Genomic DNA, 23444 nt, shown 5'->3' with positions numbered 1-23444 from the left:
ATAACAAATGATGAATTTGCCAAATGCTCTTGCTAGTTTTCGTATTATTCTTGCACCTGTGATGTTTTTTATCCTTGTGGATTTAGCGCGCATAGCACCTTTTATTCACATAAGCTGGATAAACTACTTTGCGGGGCTTGTCTTTGTGATAGCCTCTGTGACCGATTTTTTCGATGGGTATATCGCACGCGCTTGGGATCAAAAGACAAAGCTTGGCGCAGTACTTGACCCACTAGCAGATAAAATGCTAACGCTTGCGGCATTTTTAGGGCTTATGATAATAGAGCGCGCTAGCCCTTGGGCTGTATATCTTATCCTTATAAGGGAGTTTTTCATCACAGGTTTTCGTGTAGTGATGGCAAGTGACGGTGTAGAAGTCGCAGCCTCCATGGCTGGTAAGGTAAAAACAGTCGCACAAATGATAGCGATCGGATTTTTAACTATGCAGTGGTGGGGCGCTGAAATTTTACTTTGGATAGCAGTTGCGCTTACGATATACTCTGGATATGAGTATGTAAGGGCGTACATAAAAGCCATAAGTGCGTAAATTTATATTCACGCACTTATGTTTTATGAAAATTTATAAAAACATCTCTCCAAATCCAAGCAGCTTGGCATTCCACTTTTTCTCAACCATCGTTTTTAAAAATGCTGGCACCCACCCGCCAAGCTCTACGCCTAAAACTTGCGCCGTCGCATAGCTGTGCCCGATGGAGCATATCATGCCATTGCTTTTAAAGCGAAATTTCTCATCAGTTTTTTCACCAAAAAGCATAGCTTTAAAATGCCTAGCTAAAAACTCGCCCTGCTCGCACGCTATCTGAGCTGTCGGCGGATAAAAGCCACCCTTGCCATCACTTACCGCACTCACATCGCCGATATAGTAGCGATGTTTGCTACCTATCGCCTTTAGTGTATCATCGACCTTCACTCGTCCGCGCTCATTTTCTACATCGCTATCGCTTACTATACTAGCGCCCTTTACGCCAGCGCTCCAGATGATGATATCAGCGTCCAGTGTGTTGCCGTTTTGAAATACTACTTTGCCATCTTGCAAGCTATCTATGCGAGTAGAGTGTAAAATTTTTACACCTTTTTCGGTAAGTTTATCAGCTGTTTTTTGGGATAATTTCTCACTAAAAAATGTTAAAAGCCTTGGCGTAGAGCTTATGAGATGCACGCTAAATTTACTAGCCATCTCATTGCTAACGCCGTAAAACTCGCACTTTTTTCGTAGCATATCCGCACAACTAGCAGCAAACTCTATCCCAGTAAGCCCACCACCGCAAACTGCGACCTTAAGACCATTTTTACTCTCAAGACCTTCATCAAATTTAAGCTTTAAACGCTCGGCTATTTTACCTGATTGGATATATGAGTCGATAAACATCGCATTTTCAATACCTTTTAGATTAAAGCTCTCTTTCTCAAAGCCAGCCGCCACGACTAAATAATCATACCTAAACTCGCCAAATTCCGTCACGACCATGTGACTTGCCTCGTCTATATCGATCACTACTTGTTGGACTATCTTTATCTCAGGGTGTAAAAACTCCCGCAGGTCAAACATGATTTTACCGCTTTTTTCAGCGGTTGCGACCTTGTGAAGCATGGTAGAGTGATAGTGATAGGAATTTTTGTTAATGATAGTAAAATTTGCAAGCCTAAAACAGGCCTCATCAAGACTTTTTAAAAAAGAAACACCAGCATAGCCAGCCCCGATAACAACGATATTTGGTCTCATTTTTATCTCTTTGATTGGTTTTTTGAAATTATAGCTATTTTTAAATGATTTTTTATAAAATTTTAAATTTTAATATCACAAGTTAAGACTAACACACACTTCCAACATTAATAGCAAGACCTCCTAGTGCAGTCTCTTTATATTTTGAGTTCATATCTTTACCTGTTTCATACATTGTTTTTATCACTTCATCAAGTCCAACCCTAGGTGTACTTTTTCTAATAATCGCCATTCTAGCAGCAGCAATGGCTTTTATCGCCCCAAAAGCATTGCGCTCGATACAAGGAATTTGTACAAGTCCACCCACGGGATCGCAAGTAAGCCCCAAGTGATGCTCCATGGCTATTTCAGCAGCACCACACGCCACGCTAGCATTTGCGCCATATATCGTAGCCATCGCTCCAGCTGCCATTGAACTAGCTGAGCCAACTTCTGCCTGACAGCCAGCCTCCGCACCACTTATGCTTGCATTTTTCTTATAAAATGAGCCTATCATCATCGCCGTAAGTAAAAATTTCACAGCCTTTTCTTCGCTAAAAATTTGTGTGTGGTTTTTTAGATAAAGCATTACAGCAGGTATCACGGCACAAGCGCCATTTGTTGGGGCGGTTACGACCTTTGCGCCACTTGCATTTTCTTCAGCAATAGCAATGGCATAAAGCGAGATATAGTCTATTATAGCCATAGGTTCATCATTTGCGTAAAGTCGTGCATAAAGTCCTTTGGCGCGTCGGTGCAAGTTTAATACCCCTGGCAAATTTGGATCTTTTGGATTTATTCCAGAGGCATAGACGCCTTGCATGGTTTCCCAAATTTTAGAGCAGTAGCTTTTTATGGTATCTAGCGAGTGAAACTGAAGCTCATAGTTTAAAGAAAGTTCGGCTAAGTCCCAACCATTTTGTTCGCAAATTTTCACAGCATCAGCAGCGTTATTTACCTGCATTAAGGCTAAGTCGTTTTTTGTAACCTCTTCTTTTCTAAAAAGATAACTTTTAAGCTCTACTTCACTCATTACAAAGCCGCCACCAACAGAGTAAAATGTCTGCTTTAAAATTTCACTTTGATTATCAAAAGCACTAAAAACAAGTCCATTTTCATGTAGTTTTAGAAATTTATCTTCAAAAATAATATCGTTATCATAGTTAAAGCTTATCTGTTTTTTACCGCAAATTTTTATTATATTTTGCTTTAAGGCTAAGCTTATGATCTCTTCTTGTAAATTTGCATTTAACTCACTTGCACTTAATCCACAAAGCCCCCATATAACAGCCTTATCACTTAAATGCCCTCTTCCAGTTAGTGAAAGCGAGCCAAAAAGCTGAACTTTTATATGAGAAAGTTTATCAAGATAAGGATCTAAATTTTCACAAAATTTATTTGCCGCAACAAGAGGTCCAAGAGTATGAGATGAACTTGGACCAATACCTATCTTAAAAATTTCTAAGTTGCTCATTTTTTATATTTTTTAGGATACTCAAAAAATAAAATTTTCGCACAGCCCTCATTTGCTTCTTTGTATGCTTGCTCAAACTCAAGTGCAAAAATACCGCTTGTTGGGATATTGCCAATCACTGAGTCGCTTAAAAACTCACAAATTTCCGTTATAGCTGGGTTGTGAGCTATGATAAAAATTTCATTTAATCCATCATCAAGACTTCGCACAAACTCCAAAATTTCATCACTTCCAGCATTATAAAAGCTTTTTACACTCTTTGGCTTTTTTTTAAATTTCATCATCTCACAAAGTTTTTTTGCACTCTGTTCACACCTTGTTGCTTCGCTGTAAAAAACTGCATCCACGCCTACCTTAAGCTCTTTTAAAACCTTTGTCATAAGCTTTAGATCCTCTTTACCACGGTCGCTAAGCTCGCGAGTAAAGTCTTTTTTGCTATCTTTTTTCTCCTCGGCTTTTGCATGCCGCATAAAGTAAATTTTACCCATTTCTCCCCCTTGCCACAGACTTTATAGCCTCAAGCTCTGCCACACTAAAGCCCGCCTTAAGCCTTGCCTCTTCATTTAGCTCTCTAGCACTAGCAAAGGCATTAGGATAAAGCTCTCGAACGATATTTATATATTCATCAGTGCTTGCGCCTTCAAGCTCACAAGCATATCTAAACCATCGATCGCCCTTGCTGACATGACTAACCTCTTCAGCCAAAATGACATTTAGTGCTTCTAAAATTTTTTCATTTCCAGCCTCTTGACTTAGCTTTTTAATTATATGAGTATTTGCATCGAGTCCATTTGCCTCCATATATCTTGGCAAAAGAGCCATGCGCTTTTTTAAGCTATCTTGGGTTTTACAAAGAGCCACAAAAAGTCCGTCATGAACCTCAAAGTCGCCGTATTTTGCGCCGTATTCTCCTAAAAGTTTTTCTATCATCTTAAAATGGCGTATCTCATCTTGTGCCACCTCAAGCCAATCAGCATAATAATCATAAGGCAAATTTTCAAATCTATATACTGCATCAAGGGCAATGTCGATAGCAGAAAACTCGATATGTGCGACATTGTGTAAGAAATTTAGCTGTTTTTGATGGGACGGTATTTTCTTATTTATATCTTTCATGGCTATAACTTTGCAAAATTTCTCATAGCACGGTCTAGCGAGTGGCTTTGCCTTGCTGTCTCTAGTAAAATTTTGCTCTTTTGTTGTTTTAAATTTTGCATAAAAGTCATCAAATTTAAGAAATTTTATCTCTTTTTCACTCTCATTTATAATATCCCAAATTTCATCAAAAAAGTGCATTTTAATCCCTATTTTTAGTCATTTTATCTTGATTTACCTTGCCATATCCTGCAAATCTATGCGACGCTAGACAAGTTACTTTATTTTTTTTGCACTTTACAACATAGCTATTTATGTTTTTATCGCTCTCCTTATGAGTGTCTTTCTTTGCTAAATTCATATAATCACGATAGATTTTACCCTTTGTATAGTGGACAAATTCTATAGTTTCATCATCAAAAACTTGAGTCACTATGCCCATGTGTGTGATATTTTTTTTATCTTTGTTCTTCTTAACTCCACTTCCTATCGTATTTGCAAAAAATACCAAATCGCCAGCTGTTGGCATATCAAAATTTATTAGCTTTTTACTCTCATAAAGGTTAAAAATCGCTTTTGACTTTCTTCCGCTTGCATCATAAAACTTCATCACATCTTTTTCGGTGTAGTATAAATTCAAGTGGTCTTTATTAACAATAGAGACAAAGCTTGAACAGTCGTAACCAGTCTTTTTTCCTACATATTTTGAAAGTAAAAATTTATCGTTTGTATTTAAAATCATCTTTTTCGCAGCATTTGGCTCTTTGCTATCAAAATCTCCTAAAACAGGCTTTTCTTGATAAATTTTAGTAGCATTAGTCTCATCCGCATTTGGTTTTGGAGCATTAAAAAACGAGCAACCTGTAAGCAAAAAAGCTGCTAAAACTGAAATAAACATTAAATTTTTCATTGGAATTCCGATTGTTGGTTTTGCGCTATTGTAGCAAAGTTAATATTAAACAAAAGCAAATCTAAGCAAAAAATGTGTATAATCTTTAAAATTTTAATAAGGCTAAAGATGGATTATTTACAAATAAAAGGTGGAGCAAAGCTTAGTGGTGAAGTTGCTATAAGTGGCGCAAAAAACGCTACTTTACCACTTATAGCACTAACTTTACTGGCAAAAAATACAGTTGTTTTGGATAATATCCCAAATGTTGCTGATATAAAAACACTCGTTCAATTACTTACAAATTTGGGCGCAAAGTGCGAATTTCTTACTCCAAATTCACTAAAAATAAATACAAATGCCATACATTCAACAAAGGCAAACTATGACATCGTAAGAAAGATGAGAGCCTCTATACTTGTTTTAGGTCCGCTTCTAGCGCGGTTTGGACATTGTGAGGTAAGTCTTCCTGGTGGATGTGCGATAGGTCAGCGTCCCATAGACCTGCATCTTAGTGCACTTGAGAAAATGGGCGCAAATATCGAGATAAAAGACGGCTATGTCATAGCAACGGCGCCAGATGGGCTAAAGGGTGCTCGTATAGTTTTTGACAAGATAACTGTAACTGGAAGTGAAAACATTATAATGGCAGCAGCCCTGGCAAAAGGAACAACACATCTTATAAATGTCGCAAAAGAGCCAGAAGTCGTTCAGTTGTGTGAAATTTTAGCTGCGGCTGGGGTAGAGATAACTGGTGTTGCAACAGATGAACTTGTCATAAAAGGAAGTGCAAAATCTTTGCTTAATATAGCTGACTTTGCCGTGATACCAGACCGTATTGAGGCTGCAACATATCTTTGCGCTGGAGCTATCACAAACTCAAAAATAACTATCACAAAATCAAATCCAGCCCACTTAGTTGCGATATTAACTAAGCTAGAGCAAATGGGTTTTGGCTTTGAAATTTTAGAAGATAAGATAATTATCTTACCAGCAAAAAAAGTAAAGCCTTGCGACATCGTAACAACCGAATATCCAGGCTTTCCGACTGATGCACAGGCTCAATTTATGGCACTTGCCCTAACAGCACAAGGCGTAAGCACGATAGATGAGAGACTTTTTGAAAATCGCTTTATGCATGTAAGCGAGCTTAGCCGCATGGGCGCTGATATTGGGCTAAATGGACATATAGCGCACATCCAAGGAGGTTTAGAGCTAAACGCAACTGATGTTATGGCAACAGACCTAAGAGCTAGCTCTGCACTTGTTTTGGCTGCACTTGTAGCAAAAGGTGTAACAAGGGTTCATAGGATCTATCATCTTGACCGCGGATATGAGAATTTAGAGCTTAAATTTAAAGCACTTGGTGCTGATATAACAAGGCTTAGCGAATGAAAGTAGAATTTGAGCAAGCAAAAGAAATTTTAAGGCAAAATTTTAACATAAAAGCTAGTAAAATCGTCCCGATAGAAGTAGCTGTGGGTGAAATTTTGGCAGATGATATCTTAGCTATAAAAAATCTACCAGCATTTGACAACTCAGCCCTTGATGGCTATGCTGTGATATATGACAACAAAGAAGATGGGTATGAACTTATAGATAGTATATTTGCTGGAGAAAAAAAACAACTAAGTATAAGCGGCAATCAGTGTGTCAAAATAATGACTGGAGCACTATTTCCAAAAGGTGCGGACACTGTTATAAGGCTTGAAGATGCCATTATAAAAGATGGTAAAATTTACGCAAATGAAAAGCTAAAAAAGGGTGAAGCGCACCGTTTTTGTGGGGAAGAGATAAAAGCCGGCGAGCTCTTGATAGAAGCCAACACAAAACTAACAGCCGCTCACATCATGCTTTTGGCTTCACAGGGCATTTCTCACATTAGCATTTTAAACAAACCAAGTATCGCCATATTTTCAAGTGGTGACGAGCTAAAAGAGCCTTGGCAAAGCGCTGATGATTTTGAAATTTATAACGCAAATGCCTATGGTATCGGCGCACTTTTAAAAGAAAAGGGGTTAAATTTTTCATATAAAGGCATCATAAAAGATAAACTACAAGACACGATAGAAGCCTTGAGAAATGCGCAAAATTTTGATGTTATTTTTTGCTCCGGTGGAGCCAGCAAGGGTGAAGCTGACTATATGAAAGATGCGCTTATCAAGCTTGGCTATAAAGAGTTATTTGAACACATAAATATACGACCTGGTGGTCCTTGCAAAGCATTTGCAAAAGATAAAAAAATAGTTTTTATCTTACCCGGAAACCCTATGGCGGCATTTTTGTGCGCCATGTTACTTGCTTTACCTTTAATTTCTGGCACACCGCTTCAGATACAAACTGGCAAAATTTGTGAAAATATAAAATTTAAACAAGGCAGAAGCAATATTGTCTTTTGCAATATTAATGAAAATGGGGAAATTTCGGTCACAGATGGTAACAAATTTGGCTCAGGGATGATAACTCCTATCATAAAAAGTAACGCCATATATCTTTCACAACCTCACGAAAGTGAACTTTTAAAAGATAGCTTGATAAAAATTTTAAAAATATCTTGACAAATGAGAAAAAAAGTGATAAAATGCGGACTTCAATTTGATTGCGGGAATAGCTCAGGGGTAGAGCACAACCTTGCCAAGGTTGGGGTCGCGAGTTCGAATCTCGTTTCCCGCTCCATATTTTTACTCACATTTTTTTTCATCTTTACTACTAATATATATGCGAATACAGTAAATATATATCCTATGTATTGTGTTAAAGAGGATGCTATTACACTAAAAACATTTGGCTTTGAGGGCGAAGATAACGAAATTTTAAACCTTTTATATCGCCGTGCTACAAAAATAGACAGCTCAAAGCTTAGTGAGATTTTAACTGCAAATTTTAAAAGTTTTGTTGACAAAAGTGGCGGAAGTGTTGCCTTTGTTAAAGATTGTATAGCAATGGACTTCTTGCAAGAGAGGTTTTTAAGAGAGCTTAGCGATAGATTTATAGGTATTAATGTATCAAGCATAAGGTTTGAAGCACAATCACAACTAGAAAGTGGGTTAAAATTTAGAGAAATTTTTCTAGGCGAAAATGTAAAATCCACAGGAACCTTCAGGGCTGCTTTTGAAAAAAATGATTTTAGCCTTAAAAATGTCTATTTTGTTTATAGTTTTGATGCACAAATGCCAGTTTTTATAGCGTTAAATGAACTAAAACCAAAAAGCATTTTGGGGGCTACTGATTATGCAAAACACTTTGTTGATTTTAATAAATTTGACCGTGGCTCTCTCTTAAGCTTTAGTACTGCTCGACTTGTTTCAAGGGCAAATATAAAACCTGGAGAGGTACTTTTAAAGCGCCACTTTATCGAGCTTTCTTTGATAAATAAAGGCGATAAGCTAAATGCAGTCATAAATGAAGGCGCACTAAGTGTCATAACCGAAGTTACGGCTCTTGGAAGCGGAAATTTAGGAGAGCTAATAAGCGTAAAAACAAACGATGGCAAAATTTACAAAGCAACAGTAAGCTCGAAAAAAGAGGTTATAATAAGATGAAAGCGGTTATTGGCATAAGTGGCGCAAGTGGCGCAGGGCTTGGGATAAAGCTTGCTTTTGCACTTGATGAAATTTGTGATACACATCTAATAGTAAGCAATGGAGCAAGAGATGTTTTATCGTTTGAAAGTGGAATAAGTCTAGATAATATGCTTTTGGATTTTAAAGGTAAAATTTATCAAAATACCGACCTATCAGCCCAGATCTCATCTGGCTCGTTTATGAGCGATGTTGTTTTTATCACTCCTTGCTCTATTAGCACTCTTGGTAAAATAGCCTCTGGTATCAGCGATACGCTTATTACAAGGGTTGCAGCCGTTGCGCTAAAACAAAGACAGCGTCTAGTCCTTGGCGTAAGAGAGATGCCATTTTCCACACTAAATTTAGAGCAGATGGCAAAACTTTCAAGCTACGGAGCAGTGATAGCACCACCGGTTTTAGGCTACTACGCAGACTCAAAAAGTGTGGATGAGATTGAAAATTTTATCATAGGTAAGTGGCTTGATGCGGCTAATATCAAAAACAAATTTTACAAAAGATGGCAGGAGATATAATGAAAGCATGTATCTATCCAGGGACATTTGACCCGATAACAAACGGGCATGTTGATGTTATAAAAAGAGCGATAAAGATCTTTGATAAAGTTATCGTTGCGGTTGCAAAAAGTGATAGTAAGCACCCAATGTTTGATACTGATATGCGCGTTAAAATGGTACAAATGTCAGTTCAAAACTTACCATGTGTGAGAGTCGAGAGGTTTGATAATTTACTTGTTGATTTTGCCAAAGAGCGCAGTATAAATACAGTCATTCGTGGGCTTCGTGCCGTTAGTGACTTTGAGTATGAACTGCAAATTGGCTATGCAAATGCTGCACTTTGGGAGGAATTTGAGACAGTTTATCTTATGCCAAGCCTAAAAAACGCCTTCATATCAAGCTCTATAGTTCGTTCTGTTTTAAGTCATAAAGGCGATGTTAGCAAGCTAGTTCCGCATGAAATTTTGCCATTTTTAAGTGAGAAAAACTAATGTATGTGCTATTTGAGGGCATTGATGGCGTTGGCAAAAGTACACAAATTTCACTTTTAGCAAGAAAATTTCCAAATGCTATCGTTACAAAAGAGCCCGGGGGAAGTGAGTTTGGCAAATTCGCAAGACAAATTTTGCTTGAAAACAACCTTTATCTCTCAAGCCGTGCTGAGCTTTTGCTATTTTTGGCTGACCGCGCCGAACACATGCAAAAGCTTATTATGCCAAACAAAGACAAACTTATATTAAGCGACCGAGGTTTTGTCTCTGGTATATCTTACGCCATAACAAACGATAAAAGCTTAAACATAAAAGAGCTTTTGACTATGAACGAATTTGCCTTAAACGGTGTGTTGCCAGAAAAAATTATATTTTTTTACGCCGATAAAATACTTGTAAAACAAAGGCTCTTTGAGCGCAAAACACAAGATAAAATAGAAGCTAGGGGGCTAGAGTATCTTTTAAAAGTACAAGAAAATATGCACAAATTTTTACAAAGCCAAAGCTTTGATACGCTTTTTATAGATGCTAGCAAAAATGTAGATCAAATTCATGGCGAGATAGTTGATTTTTTAGGAATTTAGCTGATAAAACTACTTTATCAGCTTTTTTAGGCTCATTATCCGCTTATATGAAGCCTCGATACGCTCTTTGCTTATTCGTTTTTCATTTACAAGGTCTATGATATGCTGCTTTACTAGCTCTGCGCTCTTGCGACCATCTAGATTAAACTCACTAAAAAGCAAAATATCCCCGCCAGCGTTTATAAACTTAAAAATTTTCTCTTTCAAAGACTCTGTACCAACGCCCTTCATAAGCATATCATCACTTATCACAACACCACCGAAACCAAGCTCCGTTCTAAGAAGTGAGTTTATGGTTATATGCGAAAGGGTTGCTGGGTTTTTGTCATCTAAGTTGCTTACATAAAGATGTCCACTCATAATAGCCAAAGCCCTACCCTGCGAGATAGCATCTCTATAAGGCAAAAGTGCATCACGAGTAAGCTTTACTACACTTTTATCCTTATGTGAGTCACTTTCTGAGTTACCATGCCCTGGAAAATGTTTCATAACACTAATGATGCCGTTTGCACCCATCGCATCCATAAAAGTATTTGCATAAAGGCTTACTTTTGCACCATTTGCACTAAAAGCACGCTCTTTCTTGCCTATAATTGGTGAAGTATCACTATGAAGATCAACAACTGGAGCAAAGTTCATGTTTATGCCAAGCTCTTTTAAATTTTTACCCATCTTTAAATAAAGCTCGTGTGCCTGCTTTATATCAAGTGTTTCACCAACCTCTTTTGCGCTGATAAATTTAACTCCAAGCCCACCTAAGCGACTTACTTTACCGCCCTCTTCATCGATAGCTATAAATAAATTTGGAGCTTTGTTTTTAACGGCTAAGGTCAGAGCTTTTAGCCCCGCTTTATCTTTAATATTTCTCCCTAGTAGCATTACACCGCCAAAACGAGAGTATCCCGCATCACTAATCATCACTTTTACACTAGTTTCATTAAGACTTGCACCATTAAAACCAACCATAACCATCTGTGCCACCATAGCACGCAAAGTAGGCTCAGCAGCACTTAGATTTAAACACACAAATAGACAAAATACTAAAATTTTTATCATTACTATCACTTTTTACTTAGTAGTATTTTTACACTTTGACTTACATCTTTGCCATCTATCATCGCAGCAACTTCAACAGCAATAGGCGTATAAATGTCGTTTTTTTGGGCTATATCGCAGATAGCCTTTGCGGTAGGAACACCCTCAGCAACTTCGCCAAGGTTGTTTAAAATTTTATCCAAACTCTCATTTTTAGCAAGTCCCATACCTACTCTATAATTTCGTGAAAGAACAGATGAAGCTGTCAAAAAGAGATCTCCTGCCCCGCTAAGACCTAAAAATGTATCATCTTTTGCTCCAAAAAATTTACCAAACCTAGCCATCTCCACAAGACCACGAGATATAAGGCTAGCACGAGCATTGTTGCCAAGTCCAAGTCCATCGCAAATACCCCCAGCTATGGCTATGACATTTTTGTAAGCACCGCAAATTTCAGCTCCCACGACATCATCATCGGCATAGGCCTTCATAAAATTTGGAAAAAAACTAGCAATTTTTTTGGCAAGCTTTATATCTTTTGAACTTACAACAAGTGCACATGGTAGCTTTTTTTCAACCTCTTTTGCAAATGTTGGACCAGATAAAAAAGCTAAATTTTCGCCTGGCAAGAAATTCTCGTAAATTTCATTTAAAAAGCGATTTGTACTAGTTTCTATACCCTTGCTTGCAACTAAAATTTTTTGATTTTTAAAGTTAAAATTTTTTACAAGCCACTCATTTACGCTTTGAGTGGGCACAGTACTTACTAAATATTCACAGTTTAGAGCCTCATCTAAATCAACAAAACCTTGTATATCTCTTGGGGTTCTTGATGTTATGACACACTCGTGATTTTCTCTTATGGCATGAAAAAGTGCCGTGCCCCATTTGCCAGCACCTATGACTGCTATTTTCATCTTTAGCCTAATTTTTGTTTTAAAATTTCATTTACTTTCACTGGGTTAAAAGCACCCTTACCCTCTTTCATCGCCTGACCTACAAAAAAGCCAAACATCTTCTCTTTCCCAGCTTTATATTCTGCCACTTTATCAGCGTTTGTGGCTAAAATTTGCTCTATTATTGCCACTATAGCACCATCATCGCTAACTTGTTTTAGTCCAAGATGTTTGATAATATCATCTACATTTTCGCTTGGATTTTGCATTAGATGATCCAATACATCCTTAGCAGCCTTGCCACTTATAGTCCCATCCTCAATACGAGCTAAAAGCTGTGCTAGCTTTGCACTTCCAACAGGGCTAGTTTCAATAGTAACGCCATTTTTTAATCGTCCGTTAAGCTCTACAAGAAGCCAAGTAGTGGCTAGTTTTGGTGAAATTTTAGCATCTATAAGCTCTTCAAAAAACTTTACCATCTCAACACTTGAAACCAAATTTTCAGCATCTGCTTGTTTTATACCAAATTCTTTTTGATAGCGTGCTATCTTTTGCTCAGCTAGTTCTGGAATTTTAATAGCCTCGTTATACATCTCATCACAAATCTCTACTGGCAACAAGTCAGGATCTGGAAAATATCTATACTCAGCGCTATCTTCCTTACCACGCATTGAACGAGTTACCAAATTTACAGTATCAAAAAGCCTAGTTTCTTGATATACTTCATCATCATACTTTCCATCTTCCCACGCTATACTTTGGCGCTCTACTTCATAATCAATAGCCTTTTGAATAAAGCGAAATGAATTTAAATTCTTTATCTCTACGCGCGTATAGAGCTTTGTATCGCCTTTTGGTCTAATGCTAACATTTGCATCGCAACGAAACGAACCTTCTTGCATATTGGCGTCGCTTATATTTAAAAAGCGCAAAATAGAGTGTAGTTTTTTAAGATAAGCTACAGCTTCATCAGAACTTCGCAAATCAGGCTCAGAAACTATCTCAAGTAAAGGCGTTCCAGCGCGGTTTAAATCAACCAAACTACCATTACCTTCATGGATATTTTTTCCGGCATCTTCTTCAAGATGTGCTCTAGTTATGCCTATGCGCTTTTGTTTGCCATCAACATCGATAAAAAGCTCACCTCCTTCGACTATCGGTACTTCAAATTGTGAAATTTGATACGCCTTTGGCAAGTCTGGATAGAAATAATTTTTTCGGTTAAAGACTGATTTTTTATTTATTTTTGCATTTACCGCAGTTCCAAAGCTTATAGCCTTCTTAACAGCTTCTTTATTTAAAACAGGCAAGGCTCCGGGAAGTGCCAAGCAAGTTGGACATACATTTGTATTCGCTTCTTCTCCAAAACTAGTAGCACAAGAGCAGAAAATTTTTGTTTTAGTGTTTAATTGAGTATGAACTTCAAGTCCTATAATGACTTCAAACATTTTATACCTTTTATTTGATTTTATGGGTATTTTAACAAATTTTATCTAAATTTTTGGCATAAAAAAAGGCGAGACCCTAAAAAGAGCTCGCCAAAAATAAAGTTAAATTTATATTAATGCTCTTCTACAGCAACAGCACCAGCAAGGTATACATAAGTCAGCATCATAAATATAAATGACTGTAGCACTGCCATAAGCGTAAGTAGTGCATAAGCTGGAAGTGGTGCGATAAAAGGGGCAAGAGTCAGCATAACCAAAAGGAAGAGATCATCACCCTTGATGTTACCAAAAAGACGGAAAGAGAGTGAAACGATACGAGAAAGATGAGAGATTATCTCCACAACAAACATAAGCGGCGCAAGAGCCTTGCTTGGCCCCATAAAATGTTTAAAATAGCCAACAAAACCGTTTTTCTTAATACCCTCATAGTTATAATAAACAAATACAACTAATGCAAGCGTAAGGGTTAAATTTAGAGTCGAAGTTGGCGATTCAAAGCCTGGGATAATGCCAATGGCGTTTGAAAAAAAGACAACAAAACCGATAGTAGCAACTAGCGGAAGATACTTACGAGCAAGTGTTTCGCTACCAAGAGTATCTTTACCCATAGAAACAACGCCCTCAAGATATGCCTCAACGATATTTTGAAGCCCTCTTGGAACAAGCTGCATTTTTGATGTGGCAAATTTAGCGACTAGGACTATGATTAAAGCGACTAAACAAAAGTGAAAAATATAGACAAATGCGTGGCTATCATAGATCAAATTTGAAAAAAGAAAAATATCTTTCATACAAAACCCTCTTTTTAGTATTTAAAATTTTAGGCTGATTTTAGCAAAATAAATGTTAAAAGTATTTTAAGATAGTGAAAATTTGGGCTATTTTCATAAAAAATTTATATTTTAAATGAAAAAATAGCTATAAATAAGCTTTAAAATAGTTGCCCCAACTACTATCAAAAACATGGTTCTGATAAATTTTACCTCTTTTTTTATAACCATATTTGAGCCAACATAAGCTCCAACTATCTGACCTACCCCCATCAATAAACCAACAAACCAAAGCACTTGTCCACCAATGATAAAAACACCAAGAGATACGATGTTGCTTACGAAATTTAGCACTTTTGTATGCGCTACTGCTTTTTTCATATTTAGTCCAATAAGTGCTATCATAGCAAACATCCAAAATGACCCAGCACCAGGGCCAAAAAAGCCATCATAAAAACCAAGTAAGAGTCCAAAAGTGATATAAAAAACCTTTACATTCATTCTAGCTTTTTTATCTTCTTCGCCTATTTTTGGAGCAAAAAGTGTATACAAAAATATAGCTACCATAAAAAATGGGATAATGATTTGCAAAATTTTAGCATCAAGTAGCAAAATAAGAGCAGTTCCGATACAAGCACCAATGAAAGTAAATATGATGCCAAGAAAAATTTGCCTGTAATCAACCATGCCTTTGCGAGAAAAATTTATCACGGCAGTGAGTGTTCCAAAGCTTCCTTGAAGCTTGTTTATCGCAAGTGCCATATGAGGCGGAACACCCATAGCCATTATGGCTGGAAGAGTGATAAGCCCACCGCCGCCAGCAATGGCGTCGATAAAACCGCCCAAAAAAGCAGCAGCAAAAAAAACGCAATAAGCTATAATATCAAACTCCATACTCACTCCTCTTATGAATAAAAAATAAATGTTATAATATTTTTTATAAATTTTTCGTAAATACTAAAGATAATAAATTTGCTTTTATTTTATATTTAGCTTGCTAGTTAGAGGCAACGGGAAGTATGCGGTAAAATTATATTAATTTAAGTTAAATTTTATTTAACTCAGCTAAAACTCTCTCCAGTTCATCCTTTTGCCCTATACGATATAGTGAAAAGTCATATTTTATAGGGTCACCTGAGTCAAATTCACGAAGTTTTTGAGTTATCTCAAAGGCTGAGCGAAAGTCATAGCTTTTACGGTTACAAAGTCCAAGCGAGAGAGAAATTCTATGGGTATGCACATCAAGTGGTAGCAAAAGCTCACTTTTTGGCAAATTTTTAAACAAACCAAGGTCTATATCACTATCACGAACCATCCAACGAAGGTACATGTTATAGCGTTTATATGGGCTATTTGGGCTATTTGTAAAGGCTCTGCCATAAAAAAACTCATAACCATCTGAGCGATAGTCGTTTAAAGAGTAGATAAATTTTATAAGCTCATTTATCCCATCTATAATCTGTCCGTTTTTTTTAAAGCCCTTTTGAACTATATGCTCGATATCCTCACTTTTTTTAAAGCGAGATAGAGTTATAAAAATTTGCTTTACATCCTCTATATTTTGAAAGCGGTACTTGAAATTTTCTAGATTTTTTTTAATAACTTGCTCGCTTTCATCAAGTAAATCAAACTCAATAGAATTTAGAAATTTTACAATCAGCTTAGCATTTCCATAGGCAAAAAGAGCACAAATAAGCGAGATATATGGGTCTTTAAAACGGCCAGCGACTTGAAGTGGATCAGCGTAAGAAAAAAGCTCATTGCCACTATTTTTAATAGCAACATGAGCTTCAAGAACATCTTTAAGTGTCATTGCTTAAGCGAAAGCAGTGTATCAAGCATCTCATCAACTGTTGTAATAATCTTTGCCGCAGCCCCGTAACTAGACTGAAAACGAATAAGGTTGGTAAGCTCTTCGTTGGTATCTACGCCACTAATTGACTGAAATTCACTTTCAGCTGTTTTAAATAGCGATTTACGCGTTTCATGAAGTGTGTTGTTGCTCTCCGTATCGCTTGCTATGTCTGTTGTTAGATAGCGATAATATCCCTCAATAGTCTCAGTTTTGCTTTGGGCCATGCCATTATTATAAAATGTAAGCTCTTTGTACTGCATCATAACCATTTTATTTGCAACTACATTATTTCCACTAACAGGTTTTGAGTAACCTTTTAGTTTTGTATGATCAGTTCTAAACTCATCACTTATAGCTATATCTGCTGCTTTTTCGCCTTTAAAAAATTTACTTATACCTATAACGCCGGGGAAATTTGTGCCTTTATCTTCAAAGGCTATACTATAAGTGCCTTGTGCGTATTTTGGCGTAATGGCAAATGTTCCTTTGTTGCTCACTTTGTCATAAAAGTAAGATGCAGAGAAAAAGTCATCAACATCATTTAGCATATTGTTGTCATTATTATCGTCAGAATTTGAGTTAAATTCCCCAACAATTGAGTTACCATAAGCCTCATCAGCCATAGTTGTTGTGCCATTGACATTTATGGTTTTTCTAGCTACTTCAACACCTTGGTTATCATAAACTATCACATCAAAAGTGCCATCTTGTATCTCGTTTGAGTAGTTTCTTAGCGTTGTAGCTGGCGTTAGATATGAGTGCTCATCGGTACTAGCTATCTCCATTGCAGACTCAGCATAGATGTTGTTTGTGTTGTGTATGAGTGTGCGCGAGAAGTTGTCTAGATTATCAACATATTTTTGTATAGTTCCATCTGAAAATTTATAAGCATTTGGGTCAAAATGTCTTCCTCTAAGATCAAGTGCAGCACCTACTTTTCCGTTGTAAATTTTATCTTCCATAGGAATTCTTCTGCCATCTTCACGCTCATAAAAAATAGTCGAGAAATCGTTATTTTGAGTGCTTCTTTCTATTTGGATAGGATGAAAATTTACGCCATCAACTATGCTTACACCGCCGATATTTAGATAGTACCACCTACCCTCATCCGTGATACCACTATCAACTGGCATGTTGCTTCTAAGATCACTTTTAAATGAGTCAACATTTACAAGCTTTGACATCGCAAGTTCAAGCTCATCACGCTTATCGCGAAGATCGTTTGCATTTATCCTTATACCAGAGTCTTTTCCACTCTCAACGCGGTTTATCTCTTTATTTATCTTTGCTATTTGCTCTCCAAGACGATTTATCTCGTTTATATTTATCTCTATCATCTTATCAAGCTCATGATGAACCTTATCGATATTTTGAGCCGTTGTAGAGATGTGCTGTGACATTGTAGCAGCTTTGTTTAGCAAATTTAGCTTTTGGGCGCCGTCGTCTGGATTTGAAGCAAAATCATTCCATGCACCAAAATACTCTTTCATATCCATCGCTATACCAACATCTTCAAGGTCTGGCATATACTGAGCTACCTCTTGTAAAATTTGTTGTTTGTAGGATGTATTTTCTAAATTTGATGATGCACTTTTTAGTCGTCCGTATGTAAATTCATCATGAATTCTTACTATCGTATCTACTTGTGTTCCCGTGCCAACACCGCCAGGGACAGTATTTAGCGACATAGAAGCTGATTGAACAACACGCTGGCGTGTGTAGTAGTTACTATCTGCATTTGTTATGTTGTTGCCAGTTGTGCTGATTTGCATTTGGGCTGCATTTAGTCCAGATACACCAGTATTTAGTGACAGAAAGATATTTGCCATTATTTAAACCCTTGTTTTATATGTGTTTGTTTCGCTTGAATACTCCCCATCTTGAGGCTTAAAAATTTCCTTTGCAAGCGAATCAAAAAAGTCTTTTACCAAAACAACATGTCTAGCGTACTCTCTATTTTTTACATTTAGAGTTTCTAGCTTTTCACGCATAAGCACTAATTTAGACTTGACTTCATCGTCCAAAACATCAGCCAAATTTTGTCCACCATCAATCTTTGAAAGACGCACAAGCTCTTTATCTAAAGCCCTTTTTGTATCCTCAAATTTTCTAATAAGAGCATTTTTTGTTTTTACGCTCTCATCAACCGCTGTGTGTTTGGCTTGCTTTATATTTTCTATATCTTGCTCGGTAGTTTTTATAAGCCCATCGAGCGTGCCTATGGCATCATTTATATATTGTTTTAACATCTTCACCTTACCATTTTAAGCAAGAGTTTGTGCTATCGCCCTTGCTGTTTTACTAATGTCTATCTTATAGCTTCCATTTGCTATCGCCTCAGAAATTTGTGCCACCTTGTCACTTTTTTCACTCTGGCTAACATCAGAAGTTTTTTTGACATCTGTTGATTTGTTTATCAGTCCTGTTTGAAGACCTTGATTTATACCTAAAGAACTTATCATTTTAAACCTTTATATGATTTCTCACCCAACATATCGGCATAAATTGAAATTTCTTAACCCCTTTGCTTTAAAAAATCGTACAAAATATCACTAAATCCCAAATTTCCACTCAAAGCGCCACTCATCGTGTCATTGTACATTGATTTATATATATCAGAACCTGCTGTTTTTGGGAAAAGTGAGTTTTTTTCATCCTCTTTTAGTGCAATATCTAAAATTTGCTTTACCATAAATGCCTCAAACGCATCTGTTTGCTCACGCAAAAGCTTATCTTGGCTCTCTTGAGTGGGCTGAGTAAGCTTTTTTGTCCGCAAATTTGAGTATGAGTTTAATGCCATAGTATTATCTATCTTCATTATAAAATCTCCACATCAACATGTATCGCGCCTACACGCTTTAAATTTTCTATGATAGCTATGATATCACTAGGGCTTGCACCAAGCTTACTTAAAGCTCTAGCTACGCTTGCTATGGTTGTTTTTTCATCTTTTATTTTTATAAGATTTGCTGGCGCGCTAATGGCCGCTCCATCTTGTAAATCAATGTCATTATCGGCTAAATTTTCATAAGAATTTGGCTCTATCTTTATCGTTATATTGCCATGCGTTAAAACAACTGGATCAACGCTTACATTTATACCACTAACTATCGTACCAGTTCGCTCGTCTATAACTATCTTATCATCAGCCTTATAGTCTATATCAAGCTCTAAAATACGGCTCATAAGCTCAATCAAATTTACATCATCTGGTCGTCTAAGTACAACCGTACGAGCATCTATAGCCAAGGCTATCTCATCTCCTAAATTTGCGTTTATTGTCTCTTGAAGCTGGTTAGCAGTCTTAAAGCTTGAAGTTTTTAGACTTAAATTTACACTTTGCAGTGTTGCAAAGTCATAAGCCACCTCACGCTCAACAAGCGCTCCACCAAGTATATTTCCAGCTGTTACATGGTTATTCCCGCCACGACCAACATTTTTACCTCCGATGCTAACTGAACCTTGCGCAAGCGCGTAAATATCTCCATCAACAGCCTTTAAAGGTGTCATGAGTAGTGTTCCACCTTGAAGACTTTTGGCATCTCCGATAGACGAGATCGTTACATTAAGTTTATCGCCATGTCTTGCAAATGGTGGCAAAGTGGCTGTAACTATAACGGCTGCTGTATTTTTTGACTTTATATCATCTGGATTTACCTTGACATTTACGGTTTGAAGCATATTCGATAAAGCTTGTATTGTAAATTCTGATGTTGAGCCATCGCCAGTGCCATTTAACCCCACAACTAAACCATAGCCTATAAGTTGGTTTTCGCGCACACCTATGACACTTGCAATGTCCTTTATCTGTGTCGCAAAAGAATTTTGTGCAAGAAGTATGAAAAATATCGTTGCTAGAATTTTCTTCATCACAGTCCTTTTTGGATTTAACTGCGATATATAAGCAAAAATTATTCCAAATTTTGATTATGAGTAGTAACTTAGTGTAGTTGCACCGAATTTTTTTGATTTAAACATAGTAAAATTAGAAATTTTCTCATCAAATTTTATCTGGGATGAGTGCTCAAAAATTATCATGAAAATTTTACTCTCATCTAGACTTTCTACCATTTTTACCGTCTTTTTATAAATATCACCAAAGCCATTTCTGATATCAAATGGCGGATCAAGATAGAGCATGACTGGCTCACTTGCGGATGCGATGATAGCTGGTAAAAGTGCAAAACTATCGCCATGTATGGCTTTTAAATTTTTATCGATACTAGCCATATTTTTTGATGTAAGCTTAAAGGCATCTTTATCTATCTCTATAGCAATGGCATTCTTTGCGCCGTTACTAAACGCCTCGCACGCCATTAAAGCACTTCCTCCAAACCCCTCGATAAAAACCTTACCATAAAGCTCATCACGCACCGTATCAAAAAATGAACCCTTTACGATACTTTTTGTGCTTCTTGTTGTTTTTAAACTTGGGAGTTCTATCTTTTTGCCTTTAAATTTTCCGGTCGAGATAGTAGCAAAAAGTCTCAACTCTCAGCCTTTACAAGAGCTATCAGGTCATTTTTAAAATTTGCCAACAATACATCAAGCTTTGCCTCAAAATTTTCGCCCTTTATCTGAAAATTTGGTTGCTTTATCTGAATAGCAGAATAAAACTCCTCAAGCGCATTTAGTAAATTTTGTTTTGAAAATGGTAAATTTATGTGTGAACCTATCAAAAAAACTGGTTTTTGAGAGCTTACTTGAGTATCAGATACGACAAAATCACACTCTTTGTGTGGTGAGATAAATTCTTTACAAAAAAGCAAAAGCGACTTTTGAAGCATAATGCACTCGCATTCAAACGAAATTTTCATAACTTTCCTTTTAAATTTGCATAATTTTAGCAAAAAAATTATAAAATACTATAAAGTTTTTCAAAAAAAGAACGATATACCCATGTAAAGGTTTTTCAAGGAGTGAAAAAATGGAAATTTCAAGCAATTCAATTCTTAGCCAGCCAGTTGTAGATACGGCTGCTTTTAACTCACACACTAGAGAGGTTGAGAGAGCTAGAGCATCTGCAAAAGTGGAAGTAGATGAGTTTAGCGGACTTTCTCAAGAAGAGGCAAAACTAAAACTTGAAGATATGACTGAGAAGTTGAATTTTCAGATGGAACAGCTTGATACAAATATAAGATTCAGCTTTAATATGTCTGATAAAGTTATGGTTGTGCAAGTTAGAGAGGCAAACACAGGTGATATTATAAGAGAGCTTCCAACAAAAGAGGCGTTAAGGATATCAAAGTATTTTAAGGAAAGCATCGGTATGCTTTTTGACAAGGAGAGTTAAATGGCAGAGGTTTCATCAAGCACTTCAAGTGCTAGTACACCGACAACAACGAGTGCAAACACATCAAAATACGGAACGCTTGGTCTAGGTAGTAGCAACAAGCTTAGTGATGATTTACTTAATAAACTAAAGGCAGCAGACGAAGCAGCTCAAGTAAATCCAATGACTAGAAAGATTGAGAAAAATACCGACATCAAAGAGGATGTTAATGCTGTTATCACTTTGCTTAATAATGTAAATTCATCATTTTCTAAACTAACTGATGAGTCAAACTATGCAAAAAGAGCGGTAAGCTCTACTGGAACAAGTGCTAGTATCACTGTTGCTTCTGGTGTAAGCGTACAAGATCTTTCACTAGATGTCACACAGCTAGCACAAAGAGATAGTTTTAAAACAAATAAATTTGCAAGCGCATCTGAACTTATAGGCGTAACCGAAGACTCAAGCTTTGAGATAGAGATACGCGGGGTTAAACACTCTATAGATGTTAAAGCTTCGACAACATATCAAGATCTAGCAGATATGATAAATGAGCGTGCAGGTGCTGATGTGCAAGCTAGGATGATAAATGTAGGAAATGGCTATCAGATGGTTATCCAATCAGCAAGCACTGGCGCAGATCAGTCTTTTACCCTTACACAAAAAACTGGCGACTCACTAGCTAAAATAGGTCTAGATAGTACGCAATTTCAAGACAAAGATGAAAAAGGCGATCTCTTAACAAACGAAGATGGCACACCAAAAATGACATCAAATCTTGAAAAAAATAGGCTTACAACAGCACAAGATGCAAAATTTAACTACAACGGTCTTGAGATAACTAGAACGACAAATAAATTTGATGACTTGCGTTCTGGTATATCAATAACACTAAATGAAGTTGGCAAATCAAGCTTTAATGTTACTCAAGATACAGCCGACCTTGGTAAATTTGTACAAGAGATGGTAGAGCAGTACAACCTTCTAACAGAAAACTTAGACAAGGCTACAAGCTATGATAGCGAAACTGGTCAGTCTGGATATTTGCAAGGCATAAACGAGATAACATCTATAAGACAAACGCTTAATAGAATTTTAACAGGTCAAAACGACGAAGGCAAGAGTATAGATCAGTATGGCGTAACAATGAACGAAAAAGGCAAACTTGAGTTTGACGCATCTCAGTTTTCAGCTAAACTTTCAGCTGATGCAGAAGATGTTAGAAAATTTTTCATGGGTGCCACAACTATTGAGACTATAACCTACATGGGAACAAGTGCTGTTAAAGATGGTGCTCTAAAACTTGAAGCGGGAGACTTGGTTATAAATGGTCAAACGATAAAACTTGAAGAAACAAGCGCTGGCTCAAGCGCAAAAGATAATGCGTTGGCACTTTTAAAAGCCATAAATAGCGCTGGAGTTTTAGGTCTTAATGCTAGTTTGAGTCCAGATGAAACAAGGATAATACTAAAAATAAGCGATGGTGCAGACATTGAAATAAAAGGCAAAAATAATGTCCTAGCAAATTTTGGTATGAGCGAACAAACTGTAAATGCAAGAAGCACGACAACAGAGGGTTTATTTACAAAATTAACTGAACAAGTTGATAAACTTACTGGAGAAAAAGGCTCACTTACGCTTTATAGTTCAAATTTAGTAGAAGAGAACAAAAAATTAGAAAAAGAAAAAGAAAAGGCTCAGACAACACTAGATGAAAAATATCAATCTATGCGCGATACTTGGAGTAAGTACGATGCACAGATAGCTGAGCTTGAAAATCAATTCGCAACGCTAAAAGCTATGATAGATGCGGAATTAAAAAGTAAAGACTAAG

27 protein-coding genes and 1 tRNA gene are annotated in these 23444 nt (G+C 36.8%); 10 read left to right on the top strand and 18 right to left on the bottom strand.

The window, feature by feature from the left end; translation table 11 throughout:
- Positions 1 to 7 precede the first annotated feature (7 nt).
- Entirely contained in the window at positions 8 to 547 is a 540-nt protein-coding gene (gene pgsA, locus LQV35_RS03360) for a CDP-diacylglycerol--glycerol-3-phosphate 3-phosphatidyltransferase (protein WP_230056449.1), read from the top strand.
- Between the two features lie 33 nt (positions 548 to 580).
- On the opposite strand, the gene LQV35_RS03355 is transcribed toward pgsA, so the two are convergent.
- The 5 genes from LQV35_RS03355 to LQV35_RS03335 form a co-directional block, all read right to left on the bottom strand.
- The gene (locus LQV35_RS03355; RefSeq protein WP_230056448.1) at positions 581 to 1744 is read right to left on the bottom strand and encodes an NAD(P)/FAD-dependent oxidoreductase; all 1164 of its coding nucleotides are present in this window, start codon (positions 1742 to 1744) and stop codon (positions 581 to 583) included.
- A gap of 88 nt (positions 1745 to 1832) precedes the next feature.
- Positions 1833 to 3197 carry an L-serine ammonia-lyase gene (locus tag LQV35_RS03350; RefSeq protein ID WP_230056447.1) on the bottom strand — a complete coding sequence of 455 codons (1365 nt, stop codon included), beginning with the start codon at positions 3195 to 3197 and terminating at the stop codon, positions 1833 to 1835.
- Positions 3194 to 3685, bottom strand: a complete 492-nt coding sequence (locus LQV35_RS03345) for a SixA phosphatase family protein (RefSeq protein ID WP_230056446.1) — start codon at positions 3683 to 3685, stop codon at positions 3194 to 3196. Before LQV35_RS03345 ends, LQV35_RS03350 begins: the two co-directional genes overlap by 4 nt.
- Entirely contained in the window at positions 3678 to 4493 is an 816-nt protein-coding gene (locus LQV35_RS03340) for a ferritin-like domain-containing protein (protein ID WP_230056445.1), read from the bottom strand. The genes LQV35_RS03345 and LQV35_RS03340 overlap by 8 nt, the downstream gene beginning before the upstream one ends.
- A gap of 1 nt (position 4494) precedes the next feature.
- Complete coding sequence (locus LQV35_RS03335; protein WP_230056444.1) at positions 4495 to 5202, bottom strand: NlpC/P60 family protein; 708 nt, start codon at positions 5200 to 5202, stop codon at positions 4495 to 4497.
- Positions 5203 to 5310: 108 nt separating this feature from the next.
- Between LQV35_RS03335 and murA the strand changes: the two genes are divergently transcribed.
- From murA to tmk, 7 genes are all read left to right on the top strand, one after another.
- Positions 5311 to 6576 carry a UDP-N-acetylglucosamine 1-carboxyvinyltransferase gene (murA, locus tag LQV35_RS03330; protein WP_230056443.1) on the top strand — a complete coding sequence of 422 codons (1266 nt, stop codon included), beginning with the start codon at positions 5311 to 5313 and terminating at the stop codon, positions 6574 to 6576.
- Entirely contained in the window at positions 6573 to 7739 is a 1167-nt protein-coding gene (locus LQV35_RS03325; RefSeq protein WP_230056442.1) for a molybdopterin molybdotransferase MoeA, read from the top strand. The genes murA and LQV35_RS03325 overlap by 4 nt, the downstream gene beginning before the upstream one ends.
- Before the next feature lie 43 nt (positions 7740 to 7782).
- Positions 7783 to 7857: transfer RNA gene (locus LQV35_RS03320), tRNA-Gly, on the top strand.
- A 68-nt stretch (positions 7858 to 7925) separates the two neighbouring features.
- On the top strand, positions 7926 to 8723 hold the full coding sequence (gene flgA, locus LQV35_RS03315) for a flagellar basal body P-ring formation chaperone FlgA (protein WP_230056441.1): 798 nt from the start codon (positions 7926 to 7928) through the stop codon (positions 8721 to 8723).
- A complete protein-coding gene (locus LQV35_RS03310; RefSeq protein ID WP_230056440.1) occupies positions 8720 to 9277 on the top strand; it encodes a UbiX family flavin prenyltransferase in 558 nt (185 codons plus the stop codon). The genes flgA and LQV35_RS03310 overlap by 4 nt, the downstream gene beginning before the upstream one ends.
- Positions 9274 to 9750, top strand: coding sequence for a pantetheine-phosphate adenylyltransferase (coaD, locus tag LQV35_RS03305; protein ID WP_230056741.1), 477 nt, complete (start codon positions 9274 to 9276; stop codon positions 9748 to 9750). The genes LQV35_RS03310 and coaD overlap by 4 nt, the downstream gene beginning before the upstream one ends.
- Positions 9750 to 10334 (top strand): dTMP kinase, encoded by a 585-nt coding sequence (gene tmk / locus LQV35_RS03300; RefSeq protein WP_230056439.1) that lies wholly within the window; start codon positions 9750 to 9752, stop codon positions 10332 to 10334. Before coaD ends, tmk begins: the two co-directional genes overlap by 1 nt.
- 9 nt (positions 10335 to 10343) lie before the next feature.
- Here tmk and LQV35_RS03295 read toward each other — a convergent pair whose 3' ends face one another.
- The 13 genes from LQV35_RS03295 to LQV35_RS03235 all read right to left on the bottom strand — a co-directional run bounded on the left by LQV35_RS03295 (position 10344) and on the right by LQV35_RS03235 (position 21155).
- Positions 10344 to 11390: a glycoside hydrolase family 3 N-terminal domain-containing protein gene (locus LQV35_RS03295; protein WP_230056438.1), complete on the bottom strand. Its 1047-nt coding sequence runs from the start codon at positions 11388 to 11390 to the stop codon at positions 10344 to 10346.
- Positions 11391 to 11395: 5 nt separating this feature from the next.
- Positions 11396 to 12286, bottom strand: a complete 891-nt coding sequence (locus tag LQV35_RS03290) for an NAD(P)H-dependent glycerol-3-phosphate dehydrogenase (RefSeq protein ID WP_230056437.1) — start codon at positions 12284 to 12286, stop codon at positions 11396 to 11398.
- Positions 12287 to 12288: 2 nt separating this feature from the next.
- Positions 12289 to 13713 (bottom strand): Asp-tRNA(Asn)/Glu-tRNA(Gln) amidotransferase subunit GatB, encoded by a 1425-nt coding sequence (gatB, locus tag LQV35_RS03285; RefSeq protein WP_230056436.1) that lies wholly within the window; start codon positions 13711 to 13713, stop codon positions 12289 to 12291.
- Positions 13714 to 13826: 113 nt separating this feature from the next.
- Positions 13827 to 14504: a F0F1 ATP synthase subunit A gene (locus LQV35_RS03280; protein ID WP_230056435.1), complete on the bottom strand. Its 678-nt coding sequence runs from the start codon at positions 14502 to 14504 to the stop codon at positions 13827 to 13829.
- Positions 14505 to 14615: 111 nt separating this feature from the next.
- Positions 14616 to 15377: a TSUP family transporter gene (locus LQV35_RS03275; RefSeq protein ID WP_230056434.1), complete on the bottom strand. Its 762-nt coding sequence runs from the start codon at positions 15375 to 15377 to the stop codon at positions 14616 to 14618.
- Positions 15378 to 15528: 151 nt separating this feature from the next.
- Entirely contained in the window at positions 15529 to 16296 is a 768-nt protein-coding gene (locus tag LQV35_RS03270) for a TIGR02757 family protein (protein WP_230056433.1), read from the bottom strand.
- Positions 16293 to 18167: a flagellar hook-associated protein FlgK gene (flgK, locus tag LQV35_RS03265; RefSeq protein ID WP_230056432.1), complete on the bottom strand. Its 1875-nt coding sequence runs from the start codon at positions 18165 to 18167 to the stop codon at positions 16293 to 16295. The genes LQV35_RS03270 and flgK overlap by 4 nt, the downstream gene beginning before the upstream one ends.
- A gap of 3 nt (positions 18168 to 18170) precedes the next feature.
- Positions 18171 to 18587, bottom strand: coding sequence for a flagellar export chaperone FlgN (locus tag LQV35_RS03260; protein WP_230056431.1), 417 nt, complete (start codon positions 18585 to 18587; stop codon positions 18171 to 18173).
- A gap of 15 nt (positions 18588 to 18602) precedes the next feature.
- Complete coding sequence (locus LQV35_RS03255; RefSeq protein WP_230056430.1) at positions 18603 to 18800, bottom strand: flagellar biosynthesis anti-sigma factor FlgM; 198 nt, start codon at positions 18798 to 18800, stop codon at positions 18603 to 18605.
- 53 nt (positions 18801 to 18853) lie between these two features.
- Positions 18854 to 19156: a rod-binding protein gene (locus tag LQV35_RS03250; protein WP_230056429.1), complete on the bottom strand. Its 303-nt coding sequence runs from the start codon at positions 19154 to 19156 to the stop codon at positions 18854 to 18856.
- Entirely contained in the window at positions 19156 to 20199 is a 1044-nt protein-coding gene (locus LQV35_RS03245; protein WP_418884443.1) for a flagellar basal body P-ring protein FlgI, read from the bottom strand. Before LQV35_RS03245 ends, LQV35_RS03250 begins: the two co-directional genes overlap by 1 nt.
- Positions 20200 to 20265: 66 nt before the next feature.
- Positions 20266 to 20829: an RsmD family RNA methyltransferase gene (locus LQV35_RS03240; protein ID WP_230056427.1), complete on the bottom strand. Its 564-nt coding sequence runs from the start codon at positions 20827 to 20829 to the stop codon at positions 20266 to 20268.
- Positions 20826 to 21155, bottom strand: coding sequence for an ornithine carbamoyltransferase (locus tag LQV35_RS03235; protein ID WP_230056426.1), 330 nt, complete (start codon positions 21153 to 21155; stop codon positions 20826 to 20828). Before LQV35_RS03235 ends, LQV35_RS03240 begins: the two co-directional genes overlap by 4 nt.
- 110 nt (positions 21156 to 21265) lie before the next feature.
- On the opposite strand from LQV35_RS03235, the gene LQV35_RS03230 reads away from it, so the two are divergent.
- Positions 21266 to 21631: a flagellar protein FlaG gene (locus LQV35_RS03230; protein WP_230056425.1), complete on the top strand. Its 366-nt coding sequence runs from the start codon at positions 21266 to 21268 to the stop codon at positions 21629 to 21631.
- Positions 21632 to 23443, top strand: a complete 1812-nt coding sequence (gene fliD, locus LQV35_RS03225) for a flagellar filament capping protein FliD (RefSeq protein ID WP_230056424.1) — start codon at positions 21632 to 21634, stop codon at positions 23441 to 23443.
- Position 23444: the final 1 nt, after the last annotated feature.

Source organism: Campylobacter suis (assembly GCF_905120475.1).
GTDB lineage: Bacteria > Campylobacterota > Campylobacteria > Campylobacterales > Campylobacteraceae > Campylobacter_A > Campylobacter_A suis.
Note: the sequence above shows the minus strand (reverse complement) of the source record. Positions and strands in the feature narration are given on the sequence as shown.